Below are 25,658 nucleotides of genomic sequence, written 5' to 3'. Positions count from 1 at the left end.
GGAATCCGCCTAGAGCGCCTTCGCCTTTCTTTCCGGTGAATGCCATCGCCCCCAAACCGGTTGCCACTTTCGGGCCAGATGCCTTAGCGTCCTGCCGCTTGCCCCACACGGATTCTTACTCCATGCACCAACGTCCTCCCCTCACCCCGCTCGCGGAAGCCCTGCCCTCGACCGTTCCCTTCGTCGGGCCGGAGAATCAGGAGCGGCAGCGGGGATCGGCGTTTCGTGCGCGGCTCGGCGCCAACGAAAGCGGGTTCGGTCCCGCTCCTTCCGTCATCGAAGCCATGGCCCAGGCCGCGGGCGACATGTGGAAATACTGCGACCCGGACAATTTCGACCTGAAGGCGGCGCTCGCGCGACATCTCGCCATCCCGGCGAGGAACATCGTCATCGGCGAAGGCATAGACGGGCTGCTCGGCCTCGCCGTGCGTCTCTACGCCGGCCCGGGGGACGTGGTGGTCACCTCGCTCGGTGCCTATCCGACCTTCAACTTTCACGTGGCAGGCTTCGGCGCCCGGCTGGTCACTGTCCCCTACCGCAACGACCGGGAGGACCTCGACGGTTTGGCCGATGCCGTGAAGCGCGAAGGCGCGCGTGTTGTCTACCTGTCGAACCCGGACAACCCGATGGGGACATGGTGGGAGGCCGCAGACATCGAGGCGTTCGTGGCCGCCATACCCGAGACGACCCTGATCCTTCTCGACGAGGCCTACGGGGAGACCGGTCCGGTCTCCGCGCAGCCTTCAATCGACTTCTCGCGGCCGAACCTCGTTCGCCTGCGGACTTTCTCCAAAGCCTACGGACTCGCGGGCCTGCGCTGCGGCTATGCCTTCGGCGACGCCGAGGTAATCCGCGGCTTCGAGAAGGTCCGCAACCACTACGGCATCAACAAGATGGCGCAAGTGGCGGCGGAAGCCGCGCTGGCGGACCAGGACTATCTGCGGTGGGTGGTCGCGCGCGTCGCAGCCGGGCGGGAGCGCATCGCCGGCATCGCCCGCGACAACGGTCTGGCGCCGCTCGCCTCGGCCACCAACTTCGTGACGATCGATTGCGGCAGCGACGGCGCCTTCGCACTGAGGGTGCTGCAGGGAATGCTTTCGCGCGGCGTCTTCATCCGCAAGCCGATAGCGCCCGTGCTCGACCGCTGCATCCGCGTCAGCGTCGGACCGGAGGAGGAACTCGCGATCTTCGAGGAAGAACTGCCGAAGGCACTGGAGGACGCTCGCGGCTGAAACGGCGGGTCCGATGCCGGACCAGTCGTGGTGGCGGGCCGGCCCGCGCGGGAAGACGGCCGCGAACTGCTGTGTAGTGGAAAGGCGTCTCTCTTCCTGTCTTCATAAGGAAGCATTCGACGCGACTGGACCGCGTTCACCTGAGAAAATCGACGACGGCCTTCACGGGGGCGTCTGACGCATCTCCCAACCAATCTCCGCCTATCGATCCTTGAATGAAACGGTCATTCATTTTATTGATCCAACCGGAGGAGAACCCCTTTGGCGCGCACGGCTGGATCATTCGGCGAGAAGACGGAGGCGGCGCTGCGGGAAGCGGCGGTGGCGCTGATGGCGCGGCACGGCTACGAGGCCGTCTCCATGCGCCGGCTCGCCGCCGAGATCGGGTTGCAGGCGGCGGCGCTCTACAAGTATTTTCCGACCAAGGAAGACCTGCTGTTCACGCTCCTGCGCGAGCACATGGAAGGACTTGTCGCAGCCTGGCAGGCCGCGGACCCCGGCGGGAACGACCAGACGCGGCGGCTTGCCGCCTTCGTGAGAAACCACATCGTTTTCCACGTCGAGCGGCGTCACTCCACCCACGTGTCCAACATGGAGTTGCGCAGCCTCTCGCCGGCCAGGCTCACCGCGATCCTGAAGCTGCGCTCTTCCTACGAGAAGGAACTGCGCCAGATCCTTCGGGAGGGCGCGGCGAACGGCGAATTCGCAATCGACGATCCAGGGCTGACGGCCATGGCGATCATCCAGATGATCACTGGCGTGATCGTCTGGTTCCGTCCGGACGAGCGGCTCTCGGTCGAGGAGGTCGCGGAACGATATCTGGCAATGACAATGCGGCTGGCGGGAGCGCGAGCCCGGACGGAGGCAGGCTGATGTACGACCACGTGATGAATTTCGGGCTCGGCGAGGAAATCGACGCGCTGCGCGACATGGCGCGCCGCTTCGCACAGGAAAAGATCGCGCCGGCCGCGGCGGCGATCGACGCCTCGAACGAGTTCCCCGCCTGGCTGTGGGCCGAACTTGGAGCGCTTGGCCTGCTCGGCGTCACCGCCGATCCCGACCACGGCGGCTCGGGCATGGGCTATCTCGCCCATGTCGTGGCGATGGAGGAGATTTCCCGCGCCTCGGCCTCCGTCGGGCTCTCCTACGGCGCGCACTCTAACCTCTGCGTCAATCAGATCAGCCGCTGGGGCACGGCCGAGCAGAAGGCACGCTACCTGCCGCGGCTCTGTGCCGGCGAGGCCGTCGGCGCGCTCGCGATGTCGGAGAGCGGCTCGGGCTCCGACGTGGTGTCGATGCGGCTCAGGGCCGAAAAGCGCAACGACAGCTTCGTTCTCAACGGTACCAAGATGTGGATCACCAACGGCCCGGACGCCGACACGCTCGTCGTCTACGCCAAGACCGACCCGGAGCGCGGATCGCGCGGCATCACCGCCTTCATCGTCGAGAAGACTTTCACCGGTTTCTCGGTGGCCCAGAAGCTCGACAAGCTCGGCATGCGCGGCTCCAACACCGGCGAACTCGTGTTCGAGAACGTCGAGGTGCCCTTCGAGAACGTGCTGCACGAGGAAGGCAAGGGCGTCGAGGTTTTGATGTCGGGGCTGGACTACGAGCGCGTGGTGCTGGCCGGCGGCCCGCTTGGCATCATGGCGGCGGCCATGGACGTCGCGGTCCCCTACGTGCACGAGCGAAAGCAGTTCGGCCAGCCGATCGGCGAATTCCAGCTTGTCCAGGCAAAGCTCGCCGACATGTACACGACCATGAACGCCTGCCGCGCCTACGTCTATGCGGTGGCTGGCGCCTGCGACCGCGGCGAGACCACCCGCAAGGACGCCGCCGGCTGCATCCTCTATGCCTCCGAACGCGCCACGCAGACCGCGCTCGACGCCATCCAGCTTCTGGGCGGCAACGGCTACATCAACGACTACCCCACGGGCCGCCTGCTGCGCGACTCCAAGCTCTACGAGATCGGCGCGGGCACGAGCGAGATCCGGCGCTGGCTGATCGGGCGGGAGATGATGGCGGAGGGGTGACGCCGGCGGGCGGGCACGGGAACCTTCAAGGTCTGCTTCGCGAACGCCTCCCTTCGCCGGGGTTGCGCGCTGCGGGGAGCGCGGCTCAGGCCATGATCTTGTCAAGAACCCACTTCCGAACGCCGGTGAGAAACAAGAAGAGAACTCGACGAGGCAAACGAATGGCGCAGGGCGCTGGGTGCCACGATCCTGACCGCCAGCCGGGTCTGGGCGAACCTCGACCTGCCGTGTAAAGTCGCCCTCATCCGCTAGGACAGTCCATGCCCGTCATCCGCACAGCCCTCTCCACCGCCTCCGAAACCTTCCACGCCAACGCCGCGCGCATGCGTGGGCTGGTTGCCGACCTTGCCGACAAGGCTTCCGCCATCGAGCGGGGCGGGCCGGAGGAGGCGCGGCGGAGGCACGTTGGCCGTGGAAAGCTGCTGCCGCGCGAGCGGCTGGCACAATTGCTCGACACCGGGGCGCCGTTCCTCGAGATCGGGCAGTTTGCGGCGTGGGACATGTATGGCGGCGACATATCGTCGGCCGGCATGATCGCCGGCATCGGCCGCATCGAGGGGCGCGAATGCATGGTGGTGGTCAACGACGCCACGGTGAAGGGCGGCACCTACTATCCCATGACGGTGAAGAAGCATCTTCGCGCGCAGGAGATCGCGGCCGAGAACGGCCTGCCCTGCATCTACCTGGTCGATTCGGGCGGCGCCAACCTGCCCAACCAGGACAGCGTCTTCCCCGACCGCGAACATTTTGGGCGCATCTTCTTCAACCAGGCCAACATGTCTGCCGCCGGCATCCCGCAGATCGCCTGCGTGATGGGCTCTTGCACCGCCGGCGGCGCCTACGTGCCGGCGATGTCGGACGAGACGATCATGGTGAAGAACCAGGCGACCATCTTCCTGGGCGGGCCGCCGCTGGTGAAGGCTGCGATCGGCGAGGAGGTGTCGGCGGAGGACCTCGGCGGCGCCGACGTGCACACGCGGCTCTCGGGCGTGGCCGACCACTATGCCCAGAACGACGCGCACGCGCTCGCCATCACGCGCCGCATCGTGGCCAACCTCAACCGCGTCAAGCCGGCGACGCTGGCGCTTCAGCCGCCGCGCCCGCCGCTCCATGACCCGACCGAGATCCACGGGCTGATCCCGGCCGATACGCGCCAGCCCTACGACGTGCGCGAGGTGATCGCGCGCATGGTGGACGGATCGGAGTTCGACGAGTTCAAGACGAATTTCGGTACCACGCTGGTCACCGGTTTCGCGCATCTCCACGGCATGCCAGTCGGCATTGTTGCCAACAATGGCGTGCTCTTTTCCGAAAGCGCGCAGAAGGGCGCGCATTTCATCGAGCTGTGCTGCCAGCGAAAAATCCCGCTGATCTTCTTGCAGAACATCACCGGCTTCATGGTCGGCCGCAAGTACGAGGCCGGCGGCATCGCGAAGGATGGCGCCAAGCTGGTGACGGCGGTGGCCACCGCGCGCGTGCCGAAACTCACCGTCATCATCGGTGGCTCCTTCGGAGCTGGCAATTACGGCATGTGCGGGCGCGCCTATTCGCCCCGCTTCCTTTGGATGTGGCCCAACGCGCGCATTTCGGTCATGGGCGGCGAGCAGGCCGCCACGGTGCTGTCGATCGTCAAGCGCGAGGGCATCGAGCGCAAGGGCGGGTCGTGGTCAGCGGAAGAGGAAGCGGCGTTCAAGAAGCCGATCCTCGACCAGTTCGAACACGAGGGCCAGCCGCTCTATTCCTCCGCCCGGCTGTGGGACGACGGAATCATCGACCCGGCCCGCACGCGCGAGGTGCTGGCGCTGTCGCTGTCGGCGGCACTGAACCGCGAGGTGGAGGACACGAAGTTCGGCGTGTTCAGGATGTGAGGCGATGAAGGGCTTGCTTCTGATCACGTTGCTTCGCGTCAGCAGCAGCTACGCGTGCAACACGGAAGTCGACGCCATCGGACATGTGCCCGACACCGTCCAGTGGTGGTTCGTCGAAAACGAGGCATGGCGTATCCGGACATTCGGTCTCGACCATGACGTTCATATCTTTCGGGTGGTCGGTTTCCCAAGCGAGGATGCGCTTGCCAGCACGCGCAGGAACTTTGCGGACATTACCGTCGCCGAGGTCCGGGTCGAGATCGAAGGTACCGAAGAACGCGCGGACATTGCGAAGGCATTAGAAGCGAAGGGCCTTGTCCCCCATTTCGATCTCACGAGCCGTTTCCTGTTCTGGAAGCCGGATGATGGAGAATACAACACTCAGTCGCGTCCCGAAGAAGCGTCGGCGACGTGCACTTGATCAATTCGTTCGGAGGTAACCGACGAACCGAGGGTCCGGAGGTTTTCATGCCCACCCATCGCATCTATTCGATAAGTTTTGCGAGCGTCTATCCGCATTACGTAGCGAAGGCCGAGAAAAAGGGCCGCTCGAAGGCCGAAGTCGACCAGATCATCGCCTGGCTGACCGGCTACGGCCCCGCCGAAATCGAGACCGTGCTGGGGGAGAAGACCGACTTCGAGACCTTCTTCGCGCAAGCCCCCCCCCTCAACCCGTTGCGCGCGCTGGTCAAGGGGGTGATCTGCGGCGTGCGCGTCGAGGAGATCGAGGAGCCCCTGATGCGCGAGATACGCTACCTCGACAAACTGGTGGACGAGCTGGCCAAGGGCAGGAAGATGGAGAAGATTCTTCGGTCGGAGTGATCGGCGCATGCAAGCCAGCGTCCGCGTGTATCCCGCCATGTCAGGAAGGGGGCCGCCGCAGATTTCCGCGCAACGCGGTCCTAGAAGCCGGCCTGATGGATCGTCCAGAACGCTCGCTACCCTCGTTCAAAAGGGTGGTCGCATCTGCCGCGGGCGACACGTCCATCTTCGTCGACCAAGCCCCCTGTCTAATCGTCGTCAACTTAAATAAGCTCCTACGGGTCGAATCTTCGGGAGAACGGGGCTTGAACACAGGCGATAGGGCTCCGGCCCGCACCGGCTCGCTGGCGCTGCGAGCCGCCACTGGCCTCATCGGACTGATGTTCCTCCTGTTCGTAGCTGTGCTCGCGGTGCTCATCCTGCGCGAGCGGGAGCTTGCTCGCGACGCCGCGGAAAGCCGCGCCGCGGCCGCTTCGCAGGTCGTCGCCACCAACGCGCGCTGGATCACCGAACTCTCGCGACAGGCGCTCGGCCGCATCGACGAGGCACTGGGTGCCGAAATCGACAGCCAGGACGCGGTGACGACGCGCCAGCGCGTGCAGGAGGCGGTGGCACGCCTGCCAGGCAACGTGAAGACTTATGTGGCCGACGCGAAGGGCGACCTTCTGTTTTCCACCGACCCAGCATTCCGCCCCATCTCGGTTGCCAACAGGGAGTATTTCACCGCGCTCCTGGCGGGCGTTCGCTTCCACGTATCGCCGCTGCTGACGAGCCGCCTCGACGGATCGCAGGTCTTCGTGTTCTCGCGCCGCCTCGACCGGAATGGTGCCTTCGCCGGGGCCGCCTTCATCTCGTTCGATGTAACGCTGTTCCGCGAAATCTGGGAATCGCTGTCGATGGACGACACCTCGACCGTCAGCATCGTTCGCGACGACGGACAGCTGGTGGCGCGTTACCCGCTCGCCGATGGGCCGCTCGACCTGTCTGGCTACGCGCTCTTCACCGAATATCTGAAGATCAGCGAAATCGGCACCTATCCGGCGGTATCGCCGGCCGACGGCGTGACACGCATCGTGGGCTACCGGCGTGTGCCCGGCACACCGCTGGTGGCGATCGCCAGCGTCAGCACCCAGGCCGCCTTCGCCCAATTCTGGCGCAACACGATCATGACGCTTGCCTTCGCAGTACCGACCGCGATTGCACTGATGCTCGCCATCTTCTGGATCGTAAGGCTGGTTAGAAACGACGAACGCACCCGCGCGCAACTGGTCGAGACGATTGATCTCAACCGCATGCTGGTCCGCGACACACATCATCGCGTCAAGAACAATCTCCAGGCGATCATGTCGCTCGTGCGACTCCACCGCCTGCCGCAGGAACTGAAGACGGACCTGCAGGGCCGCATCACCGCGATGACCGCCGTGCACGAGCATCTCTATCGCCTCGACCAGTTCACCGATGTGGACGCGGTGTCGCTTTTGCCAGCCATCGTAGAGCCGCTCAACGCCGCATTCGCGCGGCAGGTGAGGATCGAATATGACATCGACCCGATCATCCTGCACCATGACCACGCCACGCCCGTCGCTCTCGTCATCAACGAATTGGTCACGAACGCCCTGAAATACGCCTTTCCGGACGGGCGGACGGGCAGATTGCGCATCGCGTTGAAATCGCGACCCGACGGCGCCACCACGCTTTCCGTGACCGACGATGGCGTCGGCTTCGACCCCTTGGCGGTCTCAACCGGGCTAGGCAGCCGACTGATCCGCGCCATGCTGGTTCAACTCGGAGGAAACGAGCACCAATACACATTCGAAGGCGGCACGCGATTCTTCGCCGAGCTCCATCTCGCCACGACGGAACGCGAGTTTTCAGCCGGCCACGCACAGGCCGCCGAATAGATCCGAGACCCTGAGAACCCGAGACCGAAAGGAACACACCAATGACGAACGACAATCTCGTCGAGACCTCCCACGCCGGCATCGCCGTTACGGACAACGGCGCGGACGGGCCGGCGATTGTGTTCATCCACGGCAATTCGGGCTGCAAGGAGGTTTTTCGCGAGCAGTTCTCCGCGGACGAAATGTCCGGATACCGGCTCGTCGCGTTCGACCTACCCGGCCACGGCGCTTCCGAGGACGCACGCGATCCGCTGGAAAGCTACAAGATCGGCGGCTACGCAGCGCTGACGGAGGAGCTTCTGGGCAAGCTCGGCGTGGAGAGGCCGTTGCTGGTCGGCTGGTCGCTCGGCGGCCACGTTGCCTTGGAAATGATCGGCCGCGGCTTCCATGCCGCGGGCGTTGTCATCTCGGGCACGCCGCCGATCCAAGCCAATATCGAATGCCTGATGAGCGCCTTCAACATCGATCCCTCAGCCGAGAATCTGACCGGCAAGCGCGATTTCACCGATGCCGACGCGCTCGCCTATGCCACGCATACGTCCGGACTGGATGGCGGCCTCGACTCGCATTTTCTGGCTATGGTGAAGCGTACAGATGGGCGCGCGCGCGAGATCATGTTCGGCTCGGTGGTAGCCGGCGAACCGCTCGACGAACAGGCGATCGTGGCGTCGATGACCGTGCCTCTCGCCATCGTCAACGGCGCGGAGGACCCGTTCATCAAGGCGGACTATTTCGACACGCTCTCCTACGGCTCGCTGTGGAACGGGCGCGTGGTGCGGGTCGAAGGCGCCGGACATGCGCCGTTCCTGCAGGCGCCCGGAAAATTCAACGCCCTCCTGGCGGATTTTGCCGCCCACGCGCAAAAGACCGCGAAGGCCTGAGCCATCCGGCACACGCCGGTCGACACTCCTGACAAGCGCAGGCGGCAGTCGATCGAATACCCTCTTGCGATCGGCTCGCGGCGGCGTGACGGTAGGGCCGTCTTCGGCACCGGAGCGACGCATGATCCTGATCGGCCAGTATGACTCATCCTTCGTCCGGCGCGTGGGGATCGCGCTGACGCTCTACGGACTGCCGTTCGAGCATCGCCCCTGGTCGACCTTCGGCGACGCGGAACGGCTGAGGGAATTCAATCCGCTGGTGAAGGTGCCGACGCTGGTGCTCGATGACGGCGAGGTGCTTATCGACAGCCACATGATCATCGATCATCTCGATAGTCTCGTGGAACCGGAACGGCGGATGTTTCCGGCGTCTGAGCCGGAGCGGCGGCGCGCGATGAAGATCGCGGCGCTTGCGACCGGGATGGCCGACAACGGCGTCAGCCTTTTCTACGAGACGTACCTGCATCAGAGCCCTTCGGCGATGCTGGTCGAGCGGCGGCGTGGGCAGGTTCTTGGAGCACTGCGGACCCTGGAGGAGGACCGCGCCGCGCGCAGCACTCCATACTGGTTCGGCGAGACCATTGGCCATGCGGACGTCGCGGTCGCCTGTGCGCTGCGCCACGTCGGAGATTCTCTGCCAGGCTTGATCGATCCCGCCCGCTATCCGCAAGTCCATGCCCACGCCGCCCGGCTGGAGTCGCTGGAGGTGTTCCAGGCGGTGTCGCAGCCTTTCGTCCCGCCCTCCTGAAGGCGGACGTCGCGCCCGCTGGACTTCACCTGCCGCCCATGGCTTAACCTCGTGGCAAAGCCTTGCCGGGAGGAACGATGTTTTCGAAGATCCTGATCGCCAATCGCGGCGAGATCGCCTGCCGCGTCATCCGCACCGCGCGGCGCATGGGCATCAAGACGGTCGCCGTCTTTTCCGATGCGGACGCGCAGTCGATGCACGTCGCGGAGGCGGACGAAGCGGTTCATATCGGCGCCTCGCCCGTCGGGGAGAGCTACCTGCGCGGCGACCGGATTATAAAGGCTGCGCTGTCGACCGGAGCGGAGGCGATTCATCCGGGATATGGCTTCCTGTCGGAGAACCCCGATTTCGTCGACCAGGTGATGGCGGCCGGGCTGACCTTCATCGGCCCGTCGGCCGATTCCATCCGTGCCATGGGACTGAAGGACGCAGCCAAGCGGCTGATGGAGAAGGCGGGGGTGCCGGTGGTGCCCGGCTGGCACGGCGACGGCCAGGCGCTGGTGCTGCTCGCCGGCAAGGCCAGGGAGATCGGCTATCCCGTGCTGATCAAGGCGCGCGCGGGCGGCGGCGGCAGGGGCATGCGCCGCGTCGACGATCCCGATGGTTTCGCCGATGCGCTGGCGGGCGCCAAGCGCGAGGCCAAGGCCGCCTTCGGCGACGACGCGGTGCTGATCGAGAAGTATGTCGAGAAGCCGCGCCACATCGAGGTGCAGGTGTTCGGCGACAATCACGGCAACGCAGTACATCTCTTCGAGCGCGACTGCTCGGCCCAGCGCCGCCACCAGAAGGTGATCGAGGAGGCCCCTGCCCCCGGCATAACACCCGAGATGCGCGCGGCGATCACCGACGCCGCGGTGAAGGCCGCACTGGCGATCGGCTATTCCGGCGCGGGAACGATCGAGTTCATCGTCGACGCCTCGGAAGGGCTGCGGCCCGACCGCTTCTGGTTCATGGAGATGAACACCCGGCTGCAGGTCGAGCACCCGGTGACCGAGATGGTCACCGGCGTCGATCTGGTGGAATGGCAGCTGCGGGTGGCCGCTGGCGAGCCGCTGCCGCTGGCACAGGACCAGATCCGGCTCGACGGCCACGCCTTCGAGGCCCGCATCTACGCCGAGGACGCGGCGAAGGGTTTTCTGCCGGCGACCGGTACGCTGCATCATCTGCGCTTTCCATCCCACGCTCCCCGCGGTGCCGAGATGCGGGTCGAGACCGGCGTGCGCCAGGGCGATGCCATTTCGCCCTTCTACGATCCAATGATCGCCAAGCTGGTGGTGAAGGCTTCGGGCCGGGCCACAGCGCTTTCGGCGCTGGTGGAGGCGCTGGGCGAGACCGAGATCGCCGGCACGATCGCCAACGTCCCGTTCCTGGTCGCGCTCGCCAGCGACGACGATTTCGCGTCCGGCGACGTCGATACCGGCCTGATCGGCCGAAAGCAGGAAGAACTGACGCGCATCGCGCCACCCTCCCCGCATGTGGACGCCCTCGCCGCGCTCGCAGCATCCGGAGCAAAGCCGCGCATCTCCGCGCAGGACCCGTGGGACGCGCTGTCCGGCTATGCGCATTTCCACCCGGTGCGGCGGCGTGTCGACCTGCGGAGCGGCCCCGATGAGGTGTCGTTTTCAGTCACGGCGCGGAGGGATGGCCGCTACGAGATCGCCGGCGCTGACAGCTCGATGTTGATGGCAGCGGACGACCAGGCGGCGGATGCGCGGACCGCCCGCTGGCCGGGCCACGTCACCGTCTTCGAAGGCGCCGTAGGCCACAGTTTCGCCATTCCCGACCCGTTCGAGGCAGCGGAGGAAGCGGGAGCCGGTGGCGATGCGCTACGCGCGCCGATGCCGGGGCTGGTGAAGATCGCGCGGGTGGCCGTCGGCGACAGCGTCTCGAAGGGCCACGCGCTCCTGGTGCTGGAAGCCATGAAGATGGAGCACACCATCTCGGCGCCACATGACGGCAAGGTCGAAGAAATCGCGGCCGAAGGCGCGCAGGTCAGCGAGGGAACGGTGCTAGTGCGGTTTGCGGAAGGGTGAGTCACACCATGTGTCGAACGTATTTTGGCTGAACCTGCAGAACGACTACGAACTGCGGCGCCTGCGGGCCGGCGACTGGTCGAGCGTCGCGAAGAAGATCCGGCCGCTCAACGCCGCTTGAGCCATCTGACAGACAACCGGAGACCGCGCCGGCCTTGTCCCGGCCGGTCGCGGCTCCTGCGGTGGCAGCGTTCGCGGCGCCCCCGTGCCGCGGCGGCTGCCTTCCCCCCGCAAGCGATCCGGTGTCCCGTCCCTCGCCGGGCCTCTGCGGCCCGTCGCCTTTAGTGCATGGTCATCCATTCGCGCGCTTCGCGCAGGGCGCGAGCGAGTTCCATCTTCGACATCGTCGCCGCCATCTCGCCGCGCAGTTCGGCCGCGCGCTCGGACCCCTTGATCGCCGCGATGTTGAACCATTTGTGCGCGGCGACGACGTCGACCTCGCAGTCGCGGCCGGTCGCGTACATCATGCCGAGTTCGAGGAGAATGTCGGCCTGAGCCGTGTTTCCGATGTCGCCGAAACCGGCTTCGAGCATTTCAAAACGTGCCATGTGTCCAGTCCCCTGTTGTGCTTCGAAAGCAGCGGTTCTTGTCCCTAGGTCCGCCGTCTTTCTGATGCTTCGAGGATGCCACCCGGCCTTGAATCCGTCGTTAAACTGCGTGCTTAATTTGGAGAAAACAAAACTAAAACAAGAAGTAAAGGCGAGATTCCATTAAGGATGGGAATCGCGCGTCTGCGCGGAAACGGCCGAAATTCCGATAAAATCCGCCCCTGACAACGAAAGGCTTCGCTAACCACGGCACGCGGTCGGAGCAGAGCCGCGGGCCTCTTCCGAAGCCGGCAGGGTTGCTCGAAGCGGCGAAAAAATGCGGCGGCCTTCCGCAGCGACACCGCTTTCGCGCGGCTCACGGATGGTTTACTTTGACGTTTGCGTAAGAACCGGCCGCGCGACCAGCGGCCGTGAACGTCAAGGGAGGTATTCATGAAGAGCATTCTCGCCATCGCCGCGGCAACCCTGTTCCTGTCCGCCGGCGCGGCATTCGCCGATCCGATCGAGGGAAACTGGAAGACCCAGTCCGGAGAGACCGCCTCGATCGCAAGCTGCGGCGGCAGCTATTGCATCACGCTCAAGACCGGCAAATATGCCGGCAAACAGATCGGCAAGATGAGCGCAAACGGAAAGAGCTACAAGGGTTCGATCACCGATCCTGCGGACGACAAGACCTATAGCGGTTCGGCGTCGCTCTCCGGGGGAGCGCTCAAGATGAAGGGTTGCGTCGCGGCGATCTTCTGCAAGACCCAGACCTGGTCCAAGCTCTGATCGGAGTTTCCCGTCTCTGATCCGACGCGGGCGGCCTTGTGCCGCCCGTTTTGATTCCCTGGGAAGCACGACCGCCGCCGGCGCCTTGCCTGTGCAACTCTCCTCGCCGATGTGCCTGAACGCCGGATGAACGGCCGCCTCAGCACCGGTTCAGCGCGATCGTGCGAGAAGGAGGGCGAAGCAGGAGGACCACCCATGCTCGCCCGCAGATTGACCATCGTCACCCTGATCGTCGTGATCTTCGGAATGAGTTTCTCGATGGTGGTCGCGGAGACCAGCCGGCCGGCCCGTTCGTGGGAAGTCGGCATGTTCATCCCCTGCGTGTTCGAGCAAGGGCTCCAATGCCGGATCCCCAGGCGCTGACTGGCGGCAGGGTTGGCCGGTAGGTACGAGAAGCGAGTTGAAGATGCGTGACTTTCCTTTCCAGTTTTCCTCCATGGCCGCGACGGCCGCGCGTATCGCGCTGCTCCTGGGCGCGCTCGCAGCGCCGGTGCTCGCGATGCCCCTAACCGACGTCGGCGATGGGATCCTGGTCGGCGGAAAGGTGGAGCGCACGAGCGGCGCCGGGCTCGTCATCGTCGTGGGGCTGCGACGCGCGCGATAATGTTCAAATAGCAGGCAAAAGCCCCTCCCGCTGTCACACTTCGCTCTCTATAATGGGACATGGAAAAGCGAATCTATCCCGTACCGATCGAGACGGTCGAACGACCGGAACCCTTCCCGCGCAAGAGCTTCACCGACGCCAGAGAGGCGGTAGAAGCCATCCAGGCTCTCTACGACCGCAACACGCAGTTCCTGCGCGATTCCTTCAACGGCCTGGCCTCGGCTGGTAGGCCGGACCGGCGCTACCGTGCCTTCTATCCCGAGATCAGCGTCACGGTGTCGTCCTACGACCAGATCGATACGCGGCTGGCCTATGGCCACATGCCCTCCCCCGGACAGTACGCCACCACGGTCACCCGGCCCGACCTGTTCGAGCCCTACCTGACCGACCAGTTGCGGCTCATCATCCGCAACCACGGCATCCCGATCACCATCGGCGAATCCGAAACGCCGATACCGCTTCACTTCGCGCTGCTGGAAGGCACGCATGTCGAGGCGGGCATCGCCGAGCGCATCCAGCGGCCGCTGCGCGACATCTTCGACGTGCCCGACCTCAACGCCACCGACGACCATATCGCCAACGGCACCTTCGAGGCAGCACTCGGCGAACCGCTGCCGCTGGCGCCCTTCACGGCGCAGCGCATCGATTATTCGCTGCACCGGCTGGCGCATTACACGGCGACGAGCCCGTCGCATTTCCAGAACTTCGTCCTGTTCACCAACTACCAGTTCTACATCGACGAGTTCGTGGCGCTGGCACGCGACCTGATGGCACGCGGCGGAGAAGGCTATACGAGCTTCGTGGAGCCGGGAAACATCGTCACCCTGCCGGGCGAACCGGAGGAGAACCCCACGACGATCGCCCGCCTGCCGCAGATGCCGGCCTATCACCTGATCAAGCCCGGCCACGGCGGCATCACCATGGTCAATATCGGCGTCGGCCCATCCAACGCCAAGACCATCACCGACCATGTCGCGGTGTTGCGGCCACACGCCTGGCTCATGCTCGGCCACTGCGCGGGGCTGCGCAACACACAGGCGCTCGGCGACTACGTGCTGGCGCACGCATACGTCCGCGAGGATCACGTGCTGGACGACGACCTGCCCGTCTGGGTGCCGATCCCGGCGCTCGCCGAGGTACAGGTCGCCGTGCAGGAAGCGGTCGCGGAGGTCACCGGGCTTTCGGGCTATGACCTCAAGCGCATTATGCGCACGGGGACCGTCGCCACGATCGACAATCGCAACTGGGAACTGCGCGACCAGCGCGGCCCGGTGCAACGGCTCTCGCAGTCGCGTGCGATCGCCCTCGACATGGAATCGGCCACCATCGCCGCCAACGGTTTTCGCTTCCGCGTGCCTTACGGAACCCTGTTGTGCGTCTCCGACAAGCCGCTCCACGGCGAACTTAAGCTGCCGGGAATGGCGACCGACTTCTACAAGCGGCAGGTCAATCAGCATCTCATCATCGGTATCAAGGCGATGGAGAAGCTGGCGGCCATGCCGGTCGAGCGGCTGCATTCGCGCAAGCTCAGGAGCTTTTCGGAGACGGCGTTCCAATAGGCCCATCGAGAAGACCGGCGTCTTGATCGCGCCGCACTTTCCTCTCTATTGAGCGGCCATGACGAGCACCGGCAACGCAGATGCAGCGAAGCGGGCGGGCGTGGCGCTGGCTGCGACCTCGCTGGTGTCGCTGCCGCTGGTCGCCGGGTTCTTCGGCTGGCTCCACCCGGCCCTGGATTCGTTTTCGCATTTCCGCGTCCATCTGGCCGTCCTGCTCGCGATCTGCGCGGTGTGGCTTCTGGCGACGCGGGCGCGGCTGCACGGAGCGGTCGCACTGGCGCTCGCGGCCGGCGCCTATGTCACCGCCTATCCTCCTTCGTCCTGGGACAGCCGGGCGAGCGCGGCGGTGCTTCCGGCCGCAATGGACGAACCGGTCTACCGGCTGTTGCAGCTCAACCTGCAATGGGACAGTCCGGCCCCCGAAAAGGCGCTGGCGTTGATTTCACAGGCCGACGCGGACGTCATCACCCTGGACGAGGTGTCGGAGCCGTGGCGCGCGAGGCTCGCGGAAGTCTCGGACGCCTATCCGTTCCGACTCGACTGTCAGGGCGATCCGAAGTTCGGCAGCGTGATGATCCTGTCGCGCCGGCCGATGATCGACGCCGAAGGATCCGGATGCCGCGAGCGCAGGGGATTTGCGGTCGCGACGATCGATTTCGACGGCCGGGCGGTCGAGGTCGCGGCGGTCCATCTTGCCTGGCCGTGGCCGAAGACGCAGTTCGAGGAAGTGCGCGACCTGGCACCGCGGCTCTCGGCGCTTTCCGACGCCACGATCGCGGCCGGCGACTTCAATTCCGTTCCGTGGAGCGCGGTCTTCCGCACCTTCGTTCAGGCCGGCGGGTTTGCAGAACCCGTACGGCTCGGCCCGACATGGATCCACAAACGGCTGCCGAGGAGGTTGCGCCGCCTTGGGGGGCTCGAACTGGACCACGTGCTGGTCAAGCGGGGGCTGCGGCTGCGCGACATCCGGCGCCTCAATGATGCCGGCTCAGATCACCTGCCGGTCCTGACCGAGTTCTCCATCCGCGACCAGCCTCCGGCCGGGCAGGTCGCCTTTGCACGGACGAGCGGCGCGGCGCGCCCCGGCGGGTCCTGACACCTCAGCGTTTGGCGACCAGCACCGCGACGCTCTTGTCCACTGCACCGCCTTCACGGTGCTCCTGCCGGTCGAAGTCGTTCTGCTTCTTTTCGTAGGCGTTGTAGATCGCCATGGTCTCGCGCTTCAGCTTCGCCAGGGCATTGCCGCAACGGCGGTCACCCCTGGTGGCGAAACTCCTGATCTTCTTGTCCAGCACCGCTGCCAACTCTCGGGCGATCTTGCCGTGGACCTTTTCGTGGCGGATATTGTCGGCTTGGAAGAGCTTCCAGCGCCGCAACATGTCTCCGCTCAGTTTCTCGCGCGGCTGGGGGTAGATGTAGGTGATCTTCATCGAGACGCCGCCGCCGCTGATCCGGCAGACGCCGTTCTCAAAGACCATATCGCCTTTGAAATCGGCCTCGTAGCGCGTCTGCGCGATCGCCTTCGTCAGAAACCCCTGGCGCGGTCCTTTGCGGTTCATGTCCCACAAGAGGTCGATGCCAGTCTTTCCCGAGATCTGGTAGTATTCGGTCTTCTCGGTGATCTTCGGTTTCGCATCAGCCTGCGTGGCGAAGGCGGCGATGCTCATCGACGCCAGCACAATCCATGCCTTCATGTGAGATCGCATCCCGCCCATCTACCCCTGCTTGCATAGAATGCATGCGGCGCGACCGCTTTCAAGCGGCATTTTAGGCTGGGGTAAAGTAGACGCGCGGTCCTTGCCGGACGCGCAGGAACGGCGGCGCCATGGCGCCGCCGTCGCCGTCCTCACATGTTCGGATAGACCGGCCCCTCGCCGCCCTGCGGGGGCACCCAGTTGATGTTCTGGTTCGGGTCCTTGATGTCGCAGGTCTTGCAGTGCACGCAGTTCTGCGCGTTGATGACGAAGCGGGCTTCCGGATTGTCGTGCGAGACCTCGCCGCCCTTGTCCCGGGAGCCGGGGCCGCCGGCCAGCGCGTTCCCGTCGGCGTCCACCCACTCGTAGACGCCCGCCGGGCAGTAACGCGTCGAGGGACCGGCAAACACGCCGTATTCGGAGTTCTTCTGCAGCTCCGGATCCTTGACCTTCAGGTGGATCGGCTGGTCCTCCTCGTGGTTGGTATTCGACAGGAACACCGAGGAGAGCCGGTCGAAGGTAAGGACGCCATCGGGCTTGGGATAGTCGATGCGCTTGTGTTTGTCGGCCGGTTCGAGCGCGGCATAGTCAGCCTTCCCGTGCTTCATGGTGCCGAAGAAGGAGAAGCCGAGCAGCGTGTTGACCCACATGTCGAGCCCGCCGAGCGCGACGCCGGCATAGAGGCCCAGGCGAGACCACAGCGGCTTGACGTTGCGCACCCGCTTCAGGTCCTTGCCGATCGCCGAGTCGCGCCAGCCCGCCTCATAGCCCGAAATCTCGTCGCCCGAGCGGCCCGCCGCGAGCGCCTCGGCAACGTGCTCGGCCGCCATCATTCCGGACAGCACCGCGTTGTGCGAGCCCTTGATGCGCGGCACGTTGACGAAGCCGGCCGAGCAACCGATCAGTGCCCCGCCCGGGAAAGTGAGCTTCGGCACGGACTGGTAGCCGCCCTCGGTGATGGCGCGGGCGCCATAGGAAAGTCGCTTGCCGCCCTCGAACGTGTCGCGGACAGCGGCATGGGTCTTGAAGCGCTGGAATTCCTCAAAGGGGGAGACATAGGGGTTCCTGTAATTCAGGTGGACGACGAAGCCGACGGCCACCTGATTGTCTTCCATGTGGTAGAGGAAAGAGCCGCCGCCGGTGGCATTATCGAGCGGCCATCCGAAGGAGTGCTGCACCAGTCCAGGCTTGTGCTTTTCCGGAGAGACCTGCCACAACTCCTTGAGGCCGATGCCGAATTTCTGCGGCTCGCGTCCGTCGGCAAGGTCGAACTTGGCGATCAGCTGCTTGGCGAGCGAACCGCGCACGCCCTCGCCGATCAGCGTGTACTTGCCATGGAGTTCCATGCCGGGCGCATAGTTCGGCCCGCGCGATCCGTCGCGCTCGATGCCCATGTCGCCGGTTGCCACGCCCTTCACCGCGCCGTTCTCGTCGTAGAGCACCTCGGTCGCGGCAAAGCCGGGATAGATTTCGACGCCTAGAGCCTCCGCATGACCGGCAAGCCAGCGGCAGACGTTTCCGAGCGAGACGGCGTAGTTGCCATGGTTGCTCATCAGCGGCGGCATCAGGAAGTTCGGGAGCCTGACGGAGCCGGCCGGTCCGAGCAGCAGGAACTGGTCATCGGTAACCGGTGTCTTGAACGGATGGTCGCTTTCACTCTGCCAGTCGGGAATGAGCTTGCCGATGCCCACGGGATCGACAACGGCGCCGGACAGGATGTGGGCGCCGACCTCGGCGCCCTTTTCCAGCACGACGACGGAAAGCTCGGGGTTCACCTGCTTCAGGCGGATCGCCGCTGCGAGACCGGCCGGCCCCGCGCCCACGATCACGACGTCGAACTCCATGCTTTCGCGTTCAGCTTCGCTCATTCTCGTCCTCCAGCTTTCCGGCCCGGGCCGGATGGCACGCATCCCCATGGTGATAGCGCATGTGTTCGCAATTGCGATACCACAGGCGCCGCGTGCGTCAACAAATCCGGACAGGAGCAGACCCTACCGTTGTTGACGTAAACGTCAAACGACGGAGGTGGAAGATGGTTGCCCATTGGCCCCGATGGCCGAGGTTTGGGCCTGCAGGGGTCATCCGCCGGGGTCGGCGAGGGCTCGAAGCGACTGGCGCTCCCCACTCGCCTAGTCGATGATCCTGCCGCCCTCGGCGGTCAGGCGTGCGACATTTTCCTTCATCTGCCGCAAGAGTTCGGGCGCGTGGCCCTGCCATGCGATCACCTCGCCGACGATGCGCAGCGGGTTGTTCGAGTGGTAGGAGAGCGTCGGGTTGCCCGGAAACTTCTTGTCGGTGACGTTCGGATCGTCCTCGATCGGACCGGTCGGTTCGACGACATGGATGGGTTGCCGCCCGCCGTCTGCCGACAACTCGGCGCCCGAGATGGCGGCGTCGAGCGTGCTGGCGAAGTAGACCCCCGAGAGCGGCCGGTCCTCAGTGAAATTTGACCTGTAGCCGACGGCGATCAGGTCGCCGGGTTGCAGATTCGCCCGTGTGCCATGGAAGTACTGCCGGCAAAGACAGTGGCGGCGGCAGTCATGGCATTCGGCTCCTTCTCCCGCGCGATGACCAAGGTTTCAAAGCCTTGCAAAATGAACCGGCAATGAAAAACCCTCACCCAAGGCGCACCAGTCAGGCGATCGCTTCTGCGAGCGCTTCCATGATCGTGGTCCAACCCTCGACATGGCCGTCGCGGGCTTGTTCGCTTTTGAACTTCACCTGTTTCAGCGTGATCTCGGTCGCGCCCGGGCCGGCGTCTGTGAAATCGATCGTGACGACGCTGTCGTCGAGCGAGTGCGGCGACTCCCAGGTGAAGGACAGGTGGTCGTGCGGGTCGATAGCAAGGTAGGTGCCGGCATGGGGTATCTCCCTCTCCGGCGTCACCATGACGATGGAGAAGCGGCCGCCCGTGACGGGATCGTTCTGCACCCTGGCCTCTCCGGTCGTGGATGGCGGCCGCATGAAGCGGGCGAGCATGGCGGGCGAAAGCCAAGCGTCGAAAACCTTTTCACGCGGAGCCTTTATGGTGCGGTTGACGGTCAGTTCCAGGTCAGTCGTCGTCATCGTCATCATCCTTTGAGACCAGTGCATCTTCGAGCGCCGCGAGGCGCAGCTCCCAGATCGACTTCAGTTGGCCGAACCACTCTTCCGTCACCCGAAGAGGCTCGAGTTCGGCCGCGATGAAATGCTCGCGGCCCTGGGTCCGGCGGGTGACGAGACCCGCCTCCTCCAGCACCTTGATGTGCTTCGATACGGAGTTCAGCGACATCTCGAAATGAGCGGCGAGCGCGGTCACCCGCAGTGCCCCTTCCTGGACGAGCAGCGTCAGGATCCGTCGCCGCGTGGTGTCGCCAGCGGCCTTCAGAATTCGGGACAGGTCATCGTCGTTCATCATTCATCTGATTGGTTGAATAATAAATGCGCGGGTTATTGTCAACCATTAGGGTGAGCGTTTTCCGCATGGCTTATGCACGGTCCTTCCGACCTCCTTCATCGGTGGCCGGTTTGGAGCTAAACTCGATGCAAAGGGAGAAGTGCCTGGTGAAGAGCCTGCATGCGCTCGTTGCCCTCCTGGTCGCACTGTTCGCCGCGCATCCGGCATCCGCGGCCGAGGATGACATATGGCGCGCTGGCGCCTACTCGTTCTCGGACGAACTCGGCGGCTTCCGCATCCTGTCGGTCGAGGGAGCGGGGACAAAAGGCGACCCCGTGGTGGTCACGCAGGAGTTCCTGTCGGCAAGCCCGGTCACCCTCGTCATCCGCATCCACGGACCGATCCGGCCGTATGCCAACGATCCCGCTTTCGCCACCGGCTTCCTGAACCTCGTCGTGGTCGCGCGCAACGCCAGCCAGCTCGCCTGGACCGAGTTCGAGTTCGAACTCCAGGAGAAGCGCGGCGTTCCGAGCGTCTATGGCGACGGGCTCTCCTTCGACCAGCGTCGCCAGGAGAGCGACAACATCCTTTCGGTTGGCTTCGCGGAATTCCATCGGGCGTTCGAGCCGTATGACCGCTTGCTTTTCACCCACGGCTTCGTCGACCCCGGCGCGGAAGCGCGCTTCGTGTTCGTAATCTCCGATCTGACGCCGAAGCGGACCTTCTATCTCGTCCAGGACCCGCGAATCCCGTCTTCGTGACCAAGTGCGATTCGACACGGCGCGGCGGCGTGGTAGAAGGCGTGGCATGGGAATCCACCAGGCCGACCTGCGGGAACTTCTGCTGTTTCTTGCCGACAGCGGCGCCGACGAGGCGTTGGAGGAGGCACCCGTCGACCGTTTCGCCGAGAGCCAGGCGCGGCTGGCACGCCCCGCGCCCGAGCCTGTCCCGGCAGAACCCGCCAGGGAGCCGCGGCGACGCCTCGGCGAAGCACCGGCCGGCCCCCCGGTCGCACCCCGGCAAGCTGCGCCTCCGGCCGCCATTCCCGACGAGGCGCAGGCCGCTCGCGCGCGCGAACTCGCCCGCTCGGCGGCGTCGATGGAGGACCTGCGCGCGATCCTCGCAGGGTTCGACGGCTGCAATCTCAAGTTCACCGCCAAGAACCTCGTCTTCGCCGACGGCAATCCGAAGGCCGACATCATGTTCGTGGGCGAGGCGCCCGGGCGCGACGAGGATGTGGAGGGCCTGCCCTTCGTCGGCCGCTCGGGGAAGCTGCTCGACCGCATGCTGGCCGCGATCGGCCTCGACCGGTCGAGTGCCTACATCGCCAACGTCATTCCCTGGCGCCCGCCGGGAAACCGTACGCCGACCCCGCTGGAGACCGAACTGTGCCGGCCCTTCATCGAGCGACAGGTCGAACTCGCCAACCCGAAGGTGCTGGTGACGCTGGGCGGACCATCCGCCAAGGTGCTGCTCGGCGCCACGGAGGGGGTCCTGCGCCTGCGCGGCAACTGGCGCGTCCACCGGACGGCATCCGGCCTGGAGATCCCTGCCATGCCGACGCTCCATCCCGCCTACCTGTTGCGCAACCCGGCCCACAAGCGGCTCGCATGGCGCGATTTTCTCGAAATCAAGGCGAGGCTGCGGCTTCAGGGTCCCGCACCCTAGGCGCGCCGCCCGCCGCGACGGACCACCCATCCTCCACCCGAACAAGGAACGGAAACCACTATGGCCGACACCGAAACCTATACGCCCCCCGAAGTCTGGAAGTGGGACAAGGAGAGCGGCGGACGCTTCGCCAGCATCAACCGCCCGATCGCCGGACCCACGCACGAGAAGGAACTGCCGGTCGGCAAGCATCCCCTCCAGCTCTATTCGCTCGCCACGCCCAACGGCGTGAAGGTGACGGTGATGCTGGAGGAACTCTTGGCGCTCGGACACTCCGGCGCCGAATACGACGCCTGGCTGATCAAGATCGGCGACGGCGACCAGTTCGGCAGCGGCTTCGTCGACGTGAACCCGAACTCCAAGATCCCGGCGCTGATGGACCGCAGCGGGCCGACGCCGGTCCGGGTCTTCGAGTCCGGTTCCATCCTCCTCTACCTGGCGGAGAAGTTCGGCGCCTTCCTGCCGAGCGAGCACGTGGCGCGGACCGAGTGCCTGAACTGGCTGTTCTGGCAGATGGGCAGCGCGCCCTATCTCGGCGGCGGCTTCGGCCACTTCTTCGCCTACGCGCCGATCAAGATCGAATACGCGATCGATCGCTTCTCGATGGAGGTCAAGCGTCAGCTCGACGTGCTCGACCGGCATCTGGCGAACAACGAGTACATGGCCGGCAAGGAATACACGATCGCCGACATGGCGATCTGGCCCTGGTACGGCAACATGGTGGCCGGCAAGAGCTACGAGAACTCCGGGACATTCCTGGACGTGAAGTCCTACACGAACGTCGACCGCTGGCAGAAGCAGATCGGAGAACGCGCGGCGGTGAAGCGAGGCCGCATGGTCAACCGCGCCGTCGGCAATCCGTCCGAGCAGCTGCACGAGCGGCACGACGCCAGCGACTTCGAGACCAAGACCCAGGACAAGCTGCAGGCGGCGGCCGGAGAGTAGCCGGCTGCTCCAAGCCGGGGTTTGCGGGTCGAAACGACCGCTTAGGGCAGTCTCCCGGAGGTTTGGTAACCCTCCGGGAACCTGAGGTTCCTCGACCCGTTGGGTAAAGTGGCTCAGCCATGGTATGCTGCCCGCGGATCGGCAAGAAAAGTCCGCGTAATCCGGAGTGTGACGATGCGTATCAGACTTTCCTCGTTGGGCGCGTGTCTCGTCGCGCTCTCGACCTTCTTGGCGTTTTCGGCCATGCCGGCTTCGGCAGGCAGCAATTTTCGCGGCGGCGACGCTGCCCAATCGCGCAGCGCCGAAGGCGGGCAATCCTATCGGCGCGGCGACCGCGACAATGATCGCCGGGGCAATTTCAGGCGAAAGGCCCCGGGAGGCTTCGAGGGTGGCCATTCCTATCGCCGCGGCGACTACCGCTGGAAGCGGGATCGCGACCACGGATACCGGCACCACAAACGGGTCGACAAGCGGTTCCGGGACGATCGGGACGACCGTCGCTACTGGCGCGACGACGATCGTCGCGGCAACGGTCGCAGGCACCGTGACGACTTCGGCGGAACCCGTTCCGCAGCGCCGTCCATCGTGATCGAGGTCAATCCCTGGCTCGCAAACTGATCTCCCCCGGCGTCACCGCGCCGGGGCTTACCTGACACTGACACGAGCCTCTCACGCGTGGGCGGCGCTCGCTGAGCGTAGAGCCGCGGCTTGAAGCGCTGCGAAGAGACCGACCGCCATTCCCTGCACGAGCACGAAGATCACGCCGAGGGTATTGGGCGTGACGATGCCGGCGACGAGGATTCCGACGCTCGCCGCGACCCACAGGGCGTTTCCGGCCACGATGTCGATCAGGATGAGACGGGATACACCTTCTCTTCCGGCAACGAGCGCGAGAAGCACCACCCAGGCGAAGATCACCACGCCCGCCCAGAACAGGAGCGGTTGGGGAAGCTCGAGAAAGGGGCCGAGCAGGCCCGCTCCGAACGTCATCACGAGGCCGGCGGCGGCGCTGACCGCGGCGTCGAGGCGCAAGGCGTTGCGCAAATAGGGTGTCATGGGAATGGTCATCCGGTTTCTCCATCGAGGTGTTCGACCGGAGCGCTGTTACATAGACGCTAGCGCCCGGCACCGGAACCATGACGCTCGACGTGTGCGCTGGCGATTACGCGGCGGGTAATGGGAAGCCGACGAGGCATCGGCTATCGTCGCGACTATGGAAACCAAGCTCGCCTCCCCTCCAGCCCGCTCCGCCTCCGCCGGCGCCCTCCTGCGCGAATGGCGCACCCGACGGCGCATGAGCCAGCTCGACCTCGCGCTGGACGCCGAGGTCTCGCAGCGCCACCTGAGTTTCCTCGAAAGCGGCCGCGCCATGCCCTCACGCGAGATGGTGCTGCATCTGGCCGAGCGGCTCGACGTCCCGCTGCGCGAGCGCAACCGGCTGCTGCTTGCCGCCGGTTTCGCGCCCGGCTACCCGGAACGGCCGCTCGACGATCCTTCGCTCGGAGCCGCGCTTTCGGCGGTGGAGCTCGTTCTGAAGGGTCACGAGCCCAACCCGGCGATCGCCGTCGACCGCGCCTGGAACCTCGTACGGGCGAACGCGATGATCCAGCCATTCCTCGCGTTGGTCTCCGACGCGTCGCTGCTTGCCGGGCCAATCAACGTGCTGCGTCTCAGCCTGCATCCGGGCGGGCTGGCACCGCATATTCTCAACCTTGCCGACTGGCGCGACCATCTCCTGGAGCGGCTCCGGCGTCTCAACGAGAACGTCGCCGACCAACGCCTGCGCGACCTGGAAGCGGAGCTGCGATCCTATCCCGCGCCGAAGCGCTCGGGTCCCCCAATCCCTTACGAGCGCACGGCGATCGCAGTGCCGCTGCGCATACGAGCGGGAACCGCGGACCTGTCGTTCATTTCGACGATCACCGTGTTCGGCACGCCGCTCGACGTCACGCTGTCGGAACTGGCGATCGAGTCCTTCTTTCCCGCCGATCAGCAGACCACGGCGGAGCTGCGCGAGATGGCAGCCGGTCTCGCGACAAAAGAAAGTTGAAGTGGCTTCGAAAACCCTTCCGTTCCCGATTCTGGACTTTTGCGTATCCGGTTGATCCGAAACGGCTTCCCGCCGTCGAATACGATCGTCATCCCTGCGTCGAAGTCACCTTGCGGGCTGCCGCAGTGGCGAGGCCGAGCTTCTGTTCGCGCCAGATGATGAACAGCCCCGCTCCGACGACGATGGTGCCGCCAACGATGGTGTAGAGTGTCGGTACCTCGCTGAACACGAAGTAGCCGATGGCGATGCCGAGGAGCATCGACGTGTACTCGAACGGCGCGATGGTCGACATGTCGGCGTGGCGATAGCTCTCGGTCATCAGGATCTGGCCGATCCCGCCGCAGAGGCCGGTTCCGATGAGAAAACATGCCTGCGCGAGCGAGAGCGGCGACCAGCCGAAGGGAAGCGTCGCCAACCCCGCCGCGGTCGAAGTGATCGAGAACCAGAAGACGATGGTGGCGGATTTTTCCGTCAGCAGCAGTCGGCGCACGAGCAACTGGGCGACGGCCGAGACCGCGGCGCCGAGCAGCACCGCGATGACGCCGACGGCTTCACCCTGCCCCATCGGCGAGCCGGAGGTGATCAGCGTCAGCTTCGGCCATGAGACGACGATCACGCCGGCGAAGCCGACCGCCACCGCGGTCCAGCGGAAGAACCGCACTGTCTCACTGAGGAAGAGGGCGCTGAACACCACGACGATCAGCGGCTGAGCGTAGTTGATGGCGATCCACTCGGGCAACGGAAGCTTGGTCAGGGCGTAGAAGCCGAGCCCCATGGAGGTGACGCCGACCAGCCCACGCGCCACGTGGCTGAACGGCCGCCTGGTGTAGAAGGCGGTCGCGAGTTCCTTTCGCCATGCCATCACCGCCACGACCGGGATGATCGCGAACAGCGACCGGAAGAAGACGATCTGTCCGGCGAACACGTCTCCCGACGCCTTGATCAGGGAAGACATCACGACGAAGGAAACGACCGAGCAGACCTT

The 25,658-nt window shown here is 65.2% G+C and carries 27 protein-coding genes and 1 pseudogene; 20 read left to right on the top strand and 8 right to left on the bottom strand.

Going from position 1 to position 25,658, the window contains the following annotated elements; genetic code table 11:
- Positions 1-122: 122 nt before the first annotated feature.
- The 10 genes from BSQ44_RS09410 (at position 123) to BSQ44_RS09365 (ending at position 11,458) form a co-directional block, all read left to right on the top strand.
- The gene (locus BSQ44_RS09410; protein ID WP_072603360.1) at positions 123-1,232 is read left to right on the top strand and encodes a pyridoxal phosphate-dependent aminotransferase; all 1,110 of its coding nucleotides are present in this window, start codon (positions 123-125) and stop codon (positions 1,230-1,232) included.
- A 261-nt stretch (positions 1,233-1,493) separates the two neighbouring features.
- A complete protein-coding gene (locus BSQ44_RS09405; protein WP_072603359.1) occupies positions 1,494-2,105 on the top strand; it encodes a TetR/AcrR family transcriptional regulator in 612 nt (203 codons plus the stop codon).
- A complete protein-coding gene (locus tag BSQ44_RS09400; protein ID WP_072603358.1) occupies positions 2,105-3,265 on the top strand; it encodes an isovaleryl-CoA dehydrogenase in 1,161 nt (386 codons plus the stop codon). Before BSQ44_RS09405 ends, BSQ44_RS09400 begins: the two co-directional genes overlap by 1 nt.
- Positions 3,266-3,525: 260 nt before the next feature.
- On the top strand, positions 3,526-5,133 hold the full coding sequence (locus BSQ44_RS09395; RefSeq protein ID WP_072603357.1) for a carboxyl transferase domain-containing protein: 1,608 nt from the start codon (positions 3,526-3,528) through the stop codon (positions 5,131-5,133).
- A 4-nt stretch (positions 5,134-5,137) separates the two neighbouring features.
- On the top strand, positions 5,138-5,554 hold the full coding sequence (locus tag BSQ44_RS09390; RefSeq protein ID WP_072603356.1) for a hypothetical protein: 417 nt from the start codon (positions 5,138-5,140) through the stop codon (positions 5,552-5,554).
- A 47-nt stretch (positions 5,555-5,601) separates the two neighbouring features.
- Entirely contained in the window at positions 5,602-5,955 is a 354-nt protein-coding gene (locus BSQ44_RS09385; RefSeq protein WP_072603355.1) for a DUF2200 domain-containing protein, read from the top strand.
- 245 nt (positions 5,956-6,200) lie between these two features.
- Positions 6,201-7,796: a sensor histidine kinase gene (locus tag BSQ44_RS09380; protein ID WP_162276736.1), complete on the top strand. Its 1,596-nt coding sequence runs from the start codon at positions 6,201-6,203 to the stop codon at positions 7,794-7,796.
- A gap of 41 nt (positions 7,797-7,837) precedes the next feature.
- The gene (locus BSQ44_RS09375; RefSeq protein WP_072603352.1) at positions 7,838-8,677 is read left to right on the top strand and encodes an alpha/beta fold hydrolase; all 840 of its coding nucleotides are present in this window, start codon (positions 7,838-7,840) and stop codon (positions 8,675-8,677) included.
- Positions 8,678-8,798: 121 nt separating this feature from the next.
- The gene (locus BSQ44_RS09370; protein ID WP_072603350.1) at positions 8,799-9,425 is read left to right on the top strand and encodes a glutathione S-transferase family protein; all 627 of its coding nucleotides are present in this window, start codon (positions 8,799-8,801) and stop codon (positions 9,423-9,425) included.
- Between the two features lie 77 nt (positions 9,426-9,502).
- A complete protein-coding gene (locus BSQ44_RS09365) occupies positions 9,503-11,458 on the top strand; it encodes an acetyl/propionyl/methylcrotonyl-CoA carboxylase subunit alpha (protein ID WP_072603348.1) in 1,956 nt (651 codons plus the stop codon).
- 281 nt (positions 11,459-11,739) lie between these two features.
- On the opposite strand, the gene BSQ44_RS09360 is transcribed toward BSQ44_RS09365, so the two are convergent.
- Entirely contained in the window at positions 11,740-12,006 is a 267-nt protein-coding gene (locus tag BSQ44_RS09360; RefSeq protein WP_072603346.1) for an SEL1-like repeat protein, read from the bottom strand.
- Positions 12,007-12,438: 432 nt separating this feature from the next.
- Between BSQ44_RS09360 and BSQ44_RS09355 the strand changes: the two genes are divergently transcribed.
- The 5 genes from BSQ44_RS09355 to BSQ44_RS09340 all read left to right on the top strand — a co-directional run bounded on the left by BSQ44_RS09355 (position 12,439) and on the right by BSQ44_RS09340 (position 16,036).
- On the top strand, positions 12,439-12,777 hold the full coding sequence (locus BSQ44_RS09355; protein WP_072603344.1) for a DUF2147 domain-containing protein: 339 nt from the start codon (positions 12,439-12,441) through the stop codon (positions 12,775-12,777).
- A 195-nt stretch (positions 12,778-12,972) separates the two neighbouring features.
- Positions 12,973-13,140, top strand: coding sequence for a hypothetical protein (locus BSQ44_RS27205; RefSeq protein ID WP_169858325.1), 168 nt, complete (start codon positions 12,973-12,975; stop codon positions 13,138-13,140).
- Between the two features lie 43 nt (positions 13,141-13,183).
- A complete protein-coding gene (locus BSQ44_RS09350) occupies positions 13,184-13,381 on the top strand; it encodes a hypothetical protein (protein ID WP_157894563.1) in 198 nt (65 codons plus the stop codon).
- A gap of 59 nt (positions 13,382-13,440) precedes the next feature.
- Positions 13,441-14,940 carry an AMP nucleosidase gene (locus BSQ44_RS09345; protein ID WP_072603340.1) on the top strand — a complete coding sequence of 500 codons (1,500 nt, stop codon included), beginning with the start codon at positions 13,441-13,443 and terminating at the stop codon, positions 14,938-14,940.
- A gap of 58 nt (positions 14,941-14,998) precedes the next feature.
- Positions 14,999-16,036: an endonuclease/exonuclease/phosphatase family protein gene (locus BSQ44_RS09340; protein WP_072603338.1), complete on the top strand. Its 1,038-nt coding sequence runs from the start codon at positions 14,999-15,001 to the stop codon at positions 16,034-16,036.
- A 4-nt stretch (positions 16,037-16,040) separates the two neighbouring features.
- Here BSQ44_RS09340 and BSQ44_RS09335 read toward each other — a convergent pair whose 3' ends face one another.
- The 5 genes and pseudogenes from BSQ44_RS09335 to BSQ44_RS09315 form a co-directional block, all read right to left on the bottom strand.
- Positions 16,041-16,634 carry a DUF922 domain-containing protein gene (locus BSQ44_RS09335; protein ID WP_072603335.1) on the bottom strand — a complete coding sequence of 198 codons (594 nt, stop codon included), beginning with the start codon at positions 16,632-16,634 and terminating at the stop codon, positions 16,041-16,043.
- A 152-nt stretch (positions 16,635-16,786) separates the two neighbouring features.
- Positions 16,787-18,502 carry an electron transfer flavoprotein-ubiquinone oxidoreductase gene (locus BSQ44_RS09330; RefSeq protein WP_072603333.1) on the bottom strand — a complete coding sequence of 572 codons (1,716 nt, stop codon included), beginning with the start codon at positions 18,500-18,502 and terminating at the stop codon, positions 16,787-16,789.
- Between the two features lie 261 nt (positions 18,503-18,763).
- Positions 18,764-19,176: pseudogene (gene arr / locus BSQ44_RS09325) on the bottom strand (NAD(+)--rifampin ADP-ribosyltransferase).
- Positions 19,177-19,268: 92 nt separating this feature from the next.
- Entirely contained in the window at positions 19,269-19,700 is a 432-nt protein-coding gene (locus BSQ44_RS09320) for an SRPBCC family protein (RefSeq protein WP_235633376.1), read from the bottom strand.
- Positions 19,687-20,031, bottom strand: a complete 345-nt coding sequence (locus BSQ44_RS09315) for an ArsR/SmtB family transcription factor (protein ID WP_235633375.1) — start codon at positions 20,029-20,031, stop codon at positions 19,687-19,689. The genes BSQ44_RS09320 and BSQ44_RS09315 overlap by 14 nt, the downstream gene beginning before the upstream one ends.
- Positions 20,032-20,156: 125 nt before the next feature.
- Between BSQ44_RS09315 and BSQ44_RS09310 the strand changes: the two genes are divergently transcribed.
- The 4 genes from BSQ44_RS09310 to BSQ44_RS09295 all read left to right on the top strand — a co-directional run bounded on the left by BSQ44_RS09310 (position 20,157) and on the right by BSQ44_RS09295 (position 23,241).
- Entirely contained in the window at positions 20,157-20,771 is a 615-nt protein-coding gene (locus BSQ44_RS09310; protein WP_072603331.1) for a hypothetical protein, read from the top strand.
- Between the two features lie 46 nt (positions 20,772-20,817).
- Positions 20,818-21,678 carry a uracil-DNA glycosylase gene (locus tag BSQ44_RS09305; RefSeq protein ID WP_072603328.1) on the top strand — a complete coding sequence of 287 codons (861 nt, stop codon included), beginning with the start codon at positions 20,818-20,820 and terminating at the stop codon, positions 21,676-21,678.
- Between the two features lie 60 nt (positions 21,679-21,738).
- Positions 21,739-22,623 carry a glutathione-dependent disulfide-bond oxidoreductase gene (yghU, locus tag BSQ44_RS09300; RefSeq protein ID WP_072603326.1) on the top strand — a complete coding sequence of 295 codons (885 nt, stop codon included), beginning with the start codon at positions 21,739-21,741 and terminating at the stop codon, positions 22,621-22,623.
- Between the two features lie 174 nt (positions 22,624-22,797).
- Positions 22,798-23,241 carry a hypothetical protein gene (locus tag BSQ44_RS09295; RefSeq protein ID WP_072603323.1) on the top strand — a complete coding sequence of 148 codons (444 nt, stop codon included), beginning with the start codon at positions 22,798-22,800 and terminating at the stop codon, positions 23,239-23,241.
- A 51-nt stretch (positions 23,242-23,292) separates the two neighbouring features.
- Here the strand turns inward: BSQ44_RS09295 and BSQ44_RS09290 are convergent, their stop codons facing one another.
- Positions 23,293-23,691 carry a hypothetical protein gene (locus tag BSQ44_RS09290; RefSeq protein ID WP_072603321.1) on the bottom strand — a complete coding sequence of 133 codons (399 nt, stop codon included), beginning with the start codon at positions 23,689-23,691 and terminating at the stop codon, positions 23,293-23,295.
- A 145-nt stretch (positions 23,692-23,836) separates the two neighbouring features.
- On the opposite strand from BSQ44_RS09290, the gene BSQ44_RS09285 reads away from it, so the two are divergent.
- Positions 23,837-24,673 carry a helix-turn-helix domain-containing protein gene (locus BSQ44_RS09285; RefSeq protein WP_072603319.1) on the top strand — a complete coding sequence of 279 codons (837 nt, stop codon included), beginning with the start codon at positions 23,837-23,839 and terminating at the stop codon, positions 24,671-24,673.
- A gap of 88 nt (positions 24,674-24,761) precedes the next feature.
- On the opposite strand, the gene BSQ44_RS09280 is transcribed toward BSQ44_RS09285, so the two are convergent.
- Positions 24,762-25,628, bottom strand: a complete 867-nt coding sequence (locus BSQ44_RS09280; protein WP_114580058.1) for a DMT family transporter — start codon at positions 25,626-25,628, stop codon at positions 24,762-24,764.
- Between the last annotated feature and the right edge of the window lie 30 nt (positions 25,629-25,658).

The organism is Aquibium oceanicum (assembly GCF_001889605.1).
Lineage (GTDB): Bacteria > Pseudomonadota > Alphaproteobacteria > Rhizobiales > Rhizobiaceae > Aquibium > Aquibium oceanicum.
The sequence above is the reverse complement of the archived record's forward strand: the minus strand, read 5'-3'. Positions and strand labels throughout refer to the sequence as shown.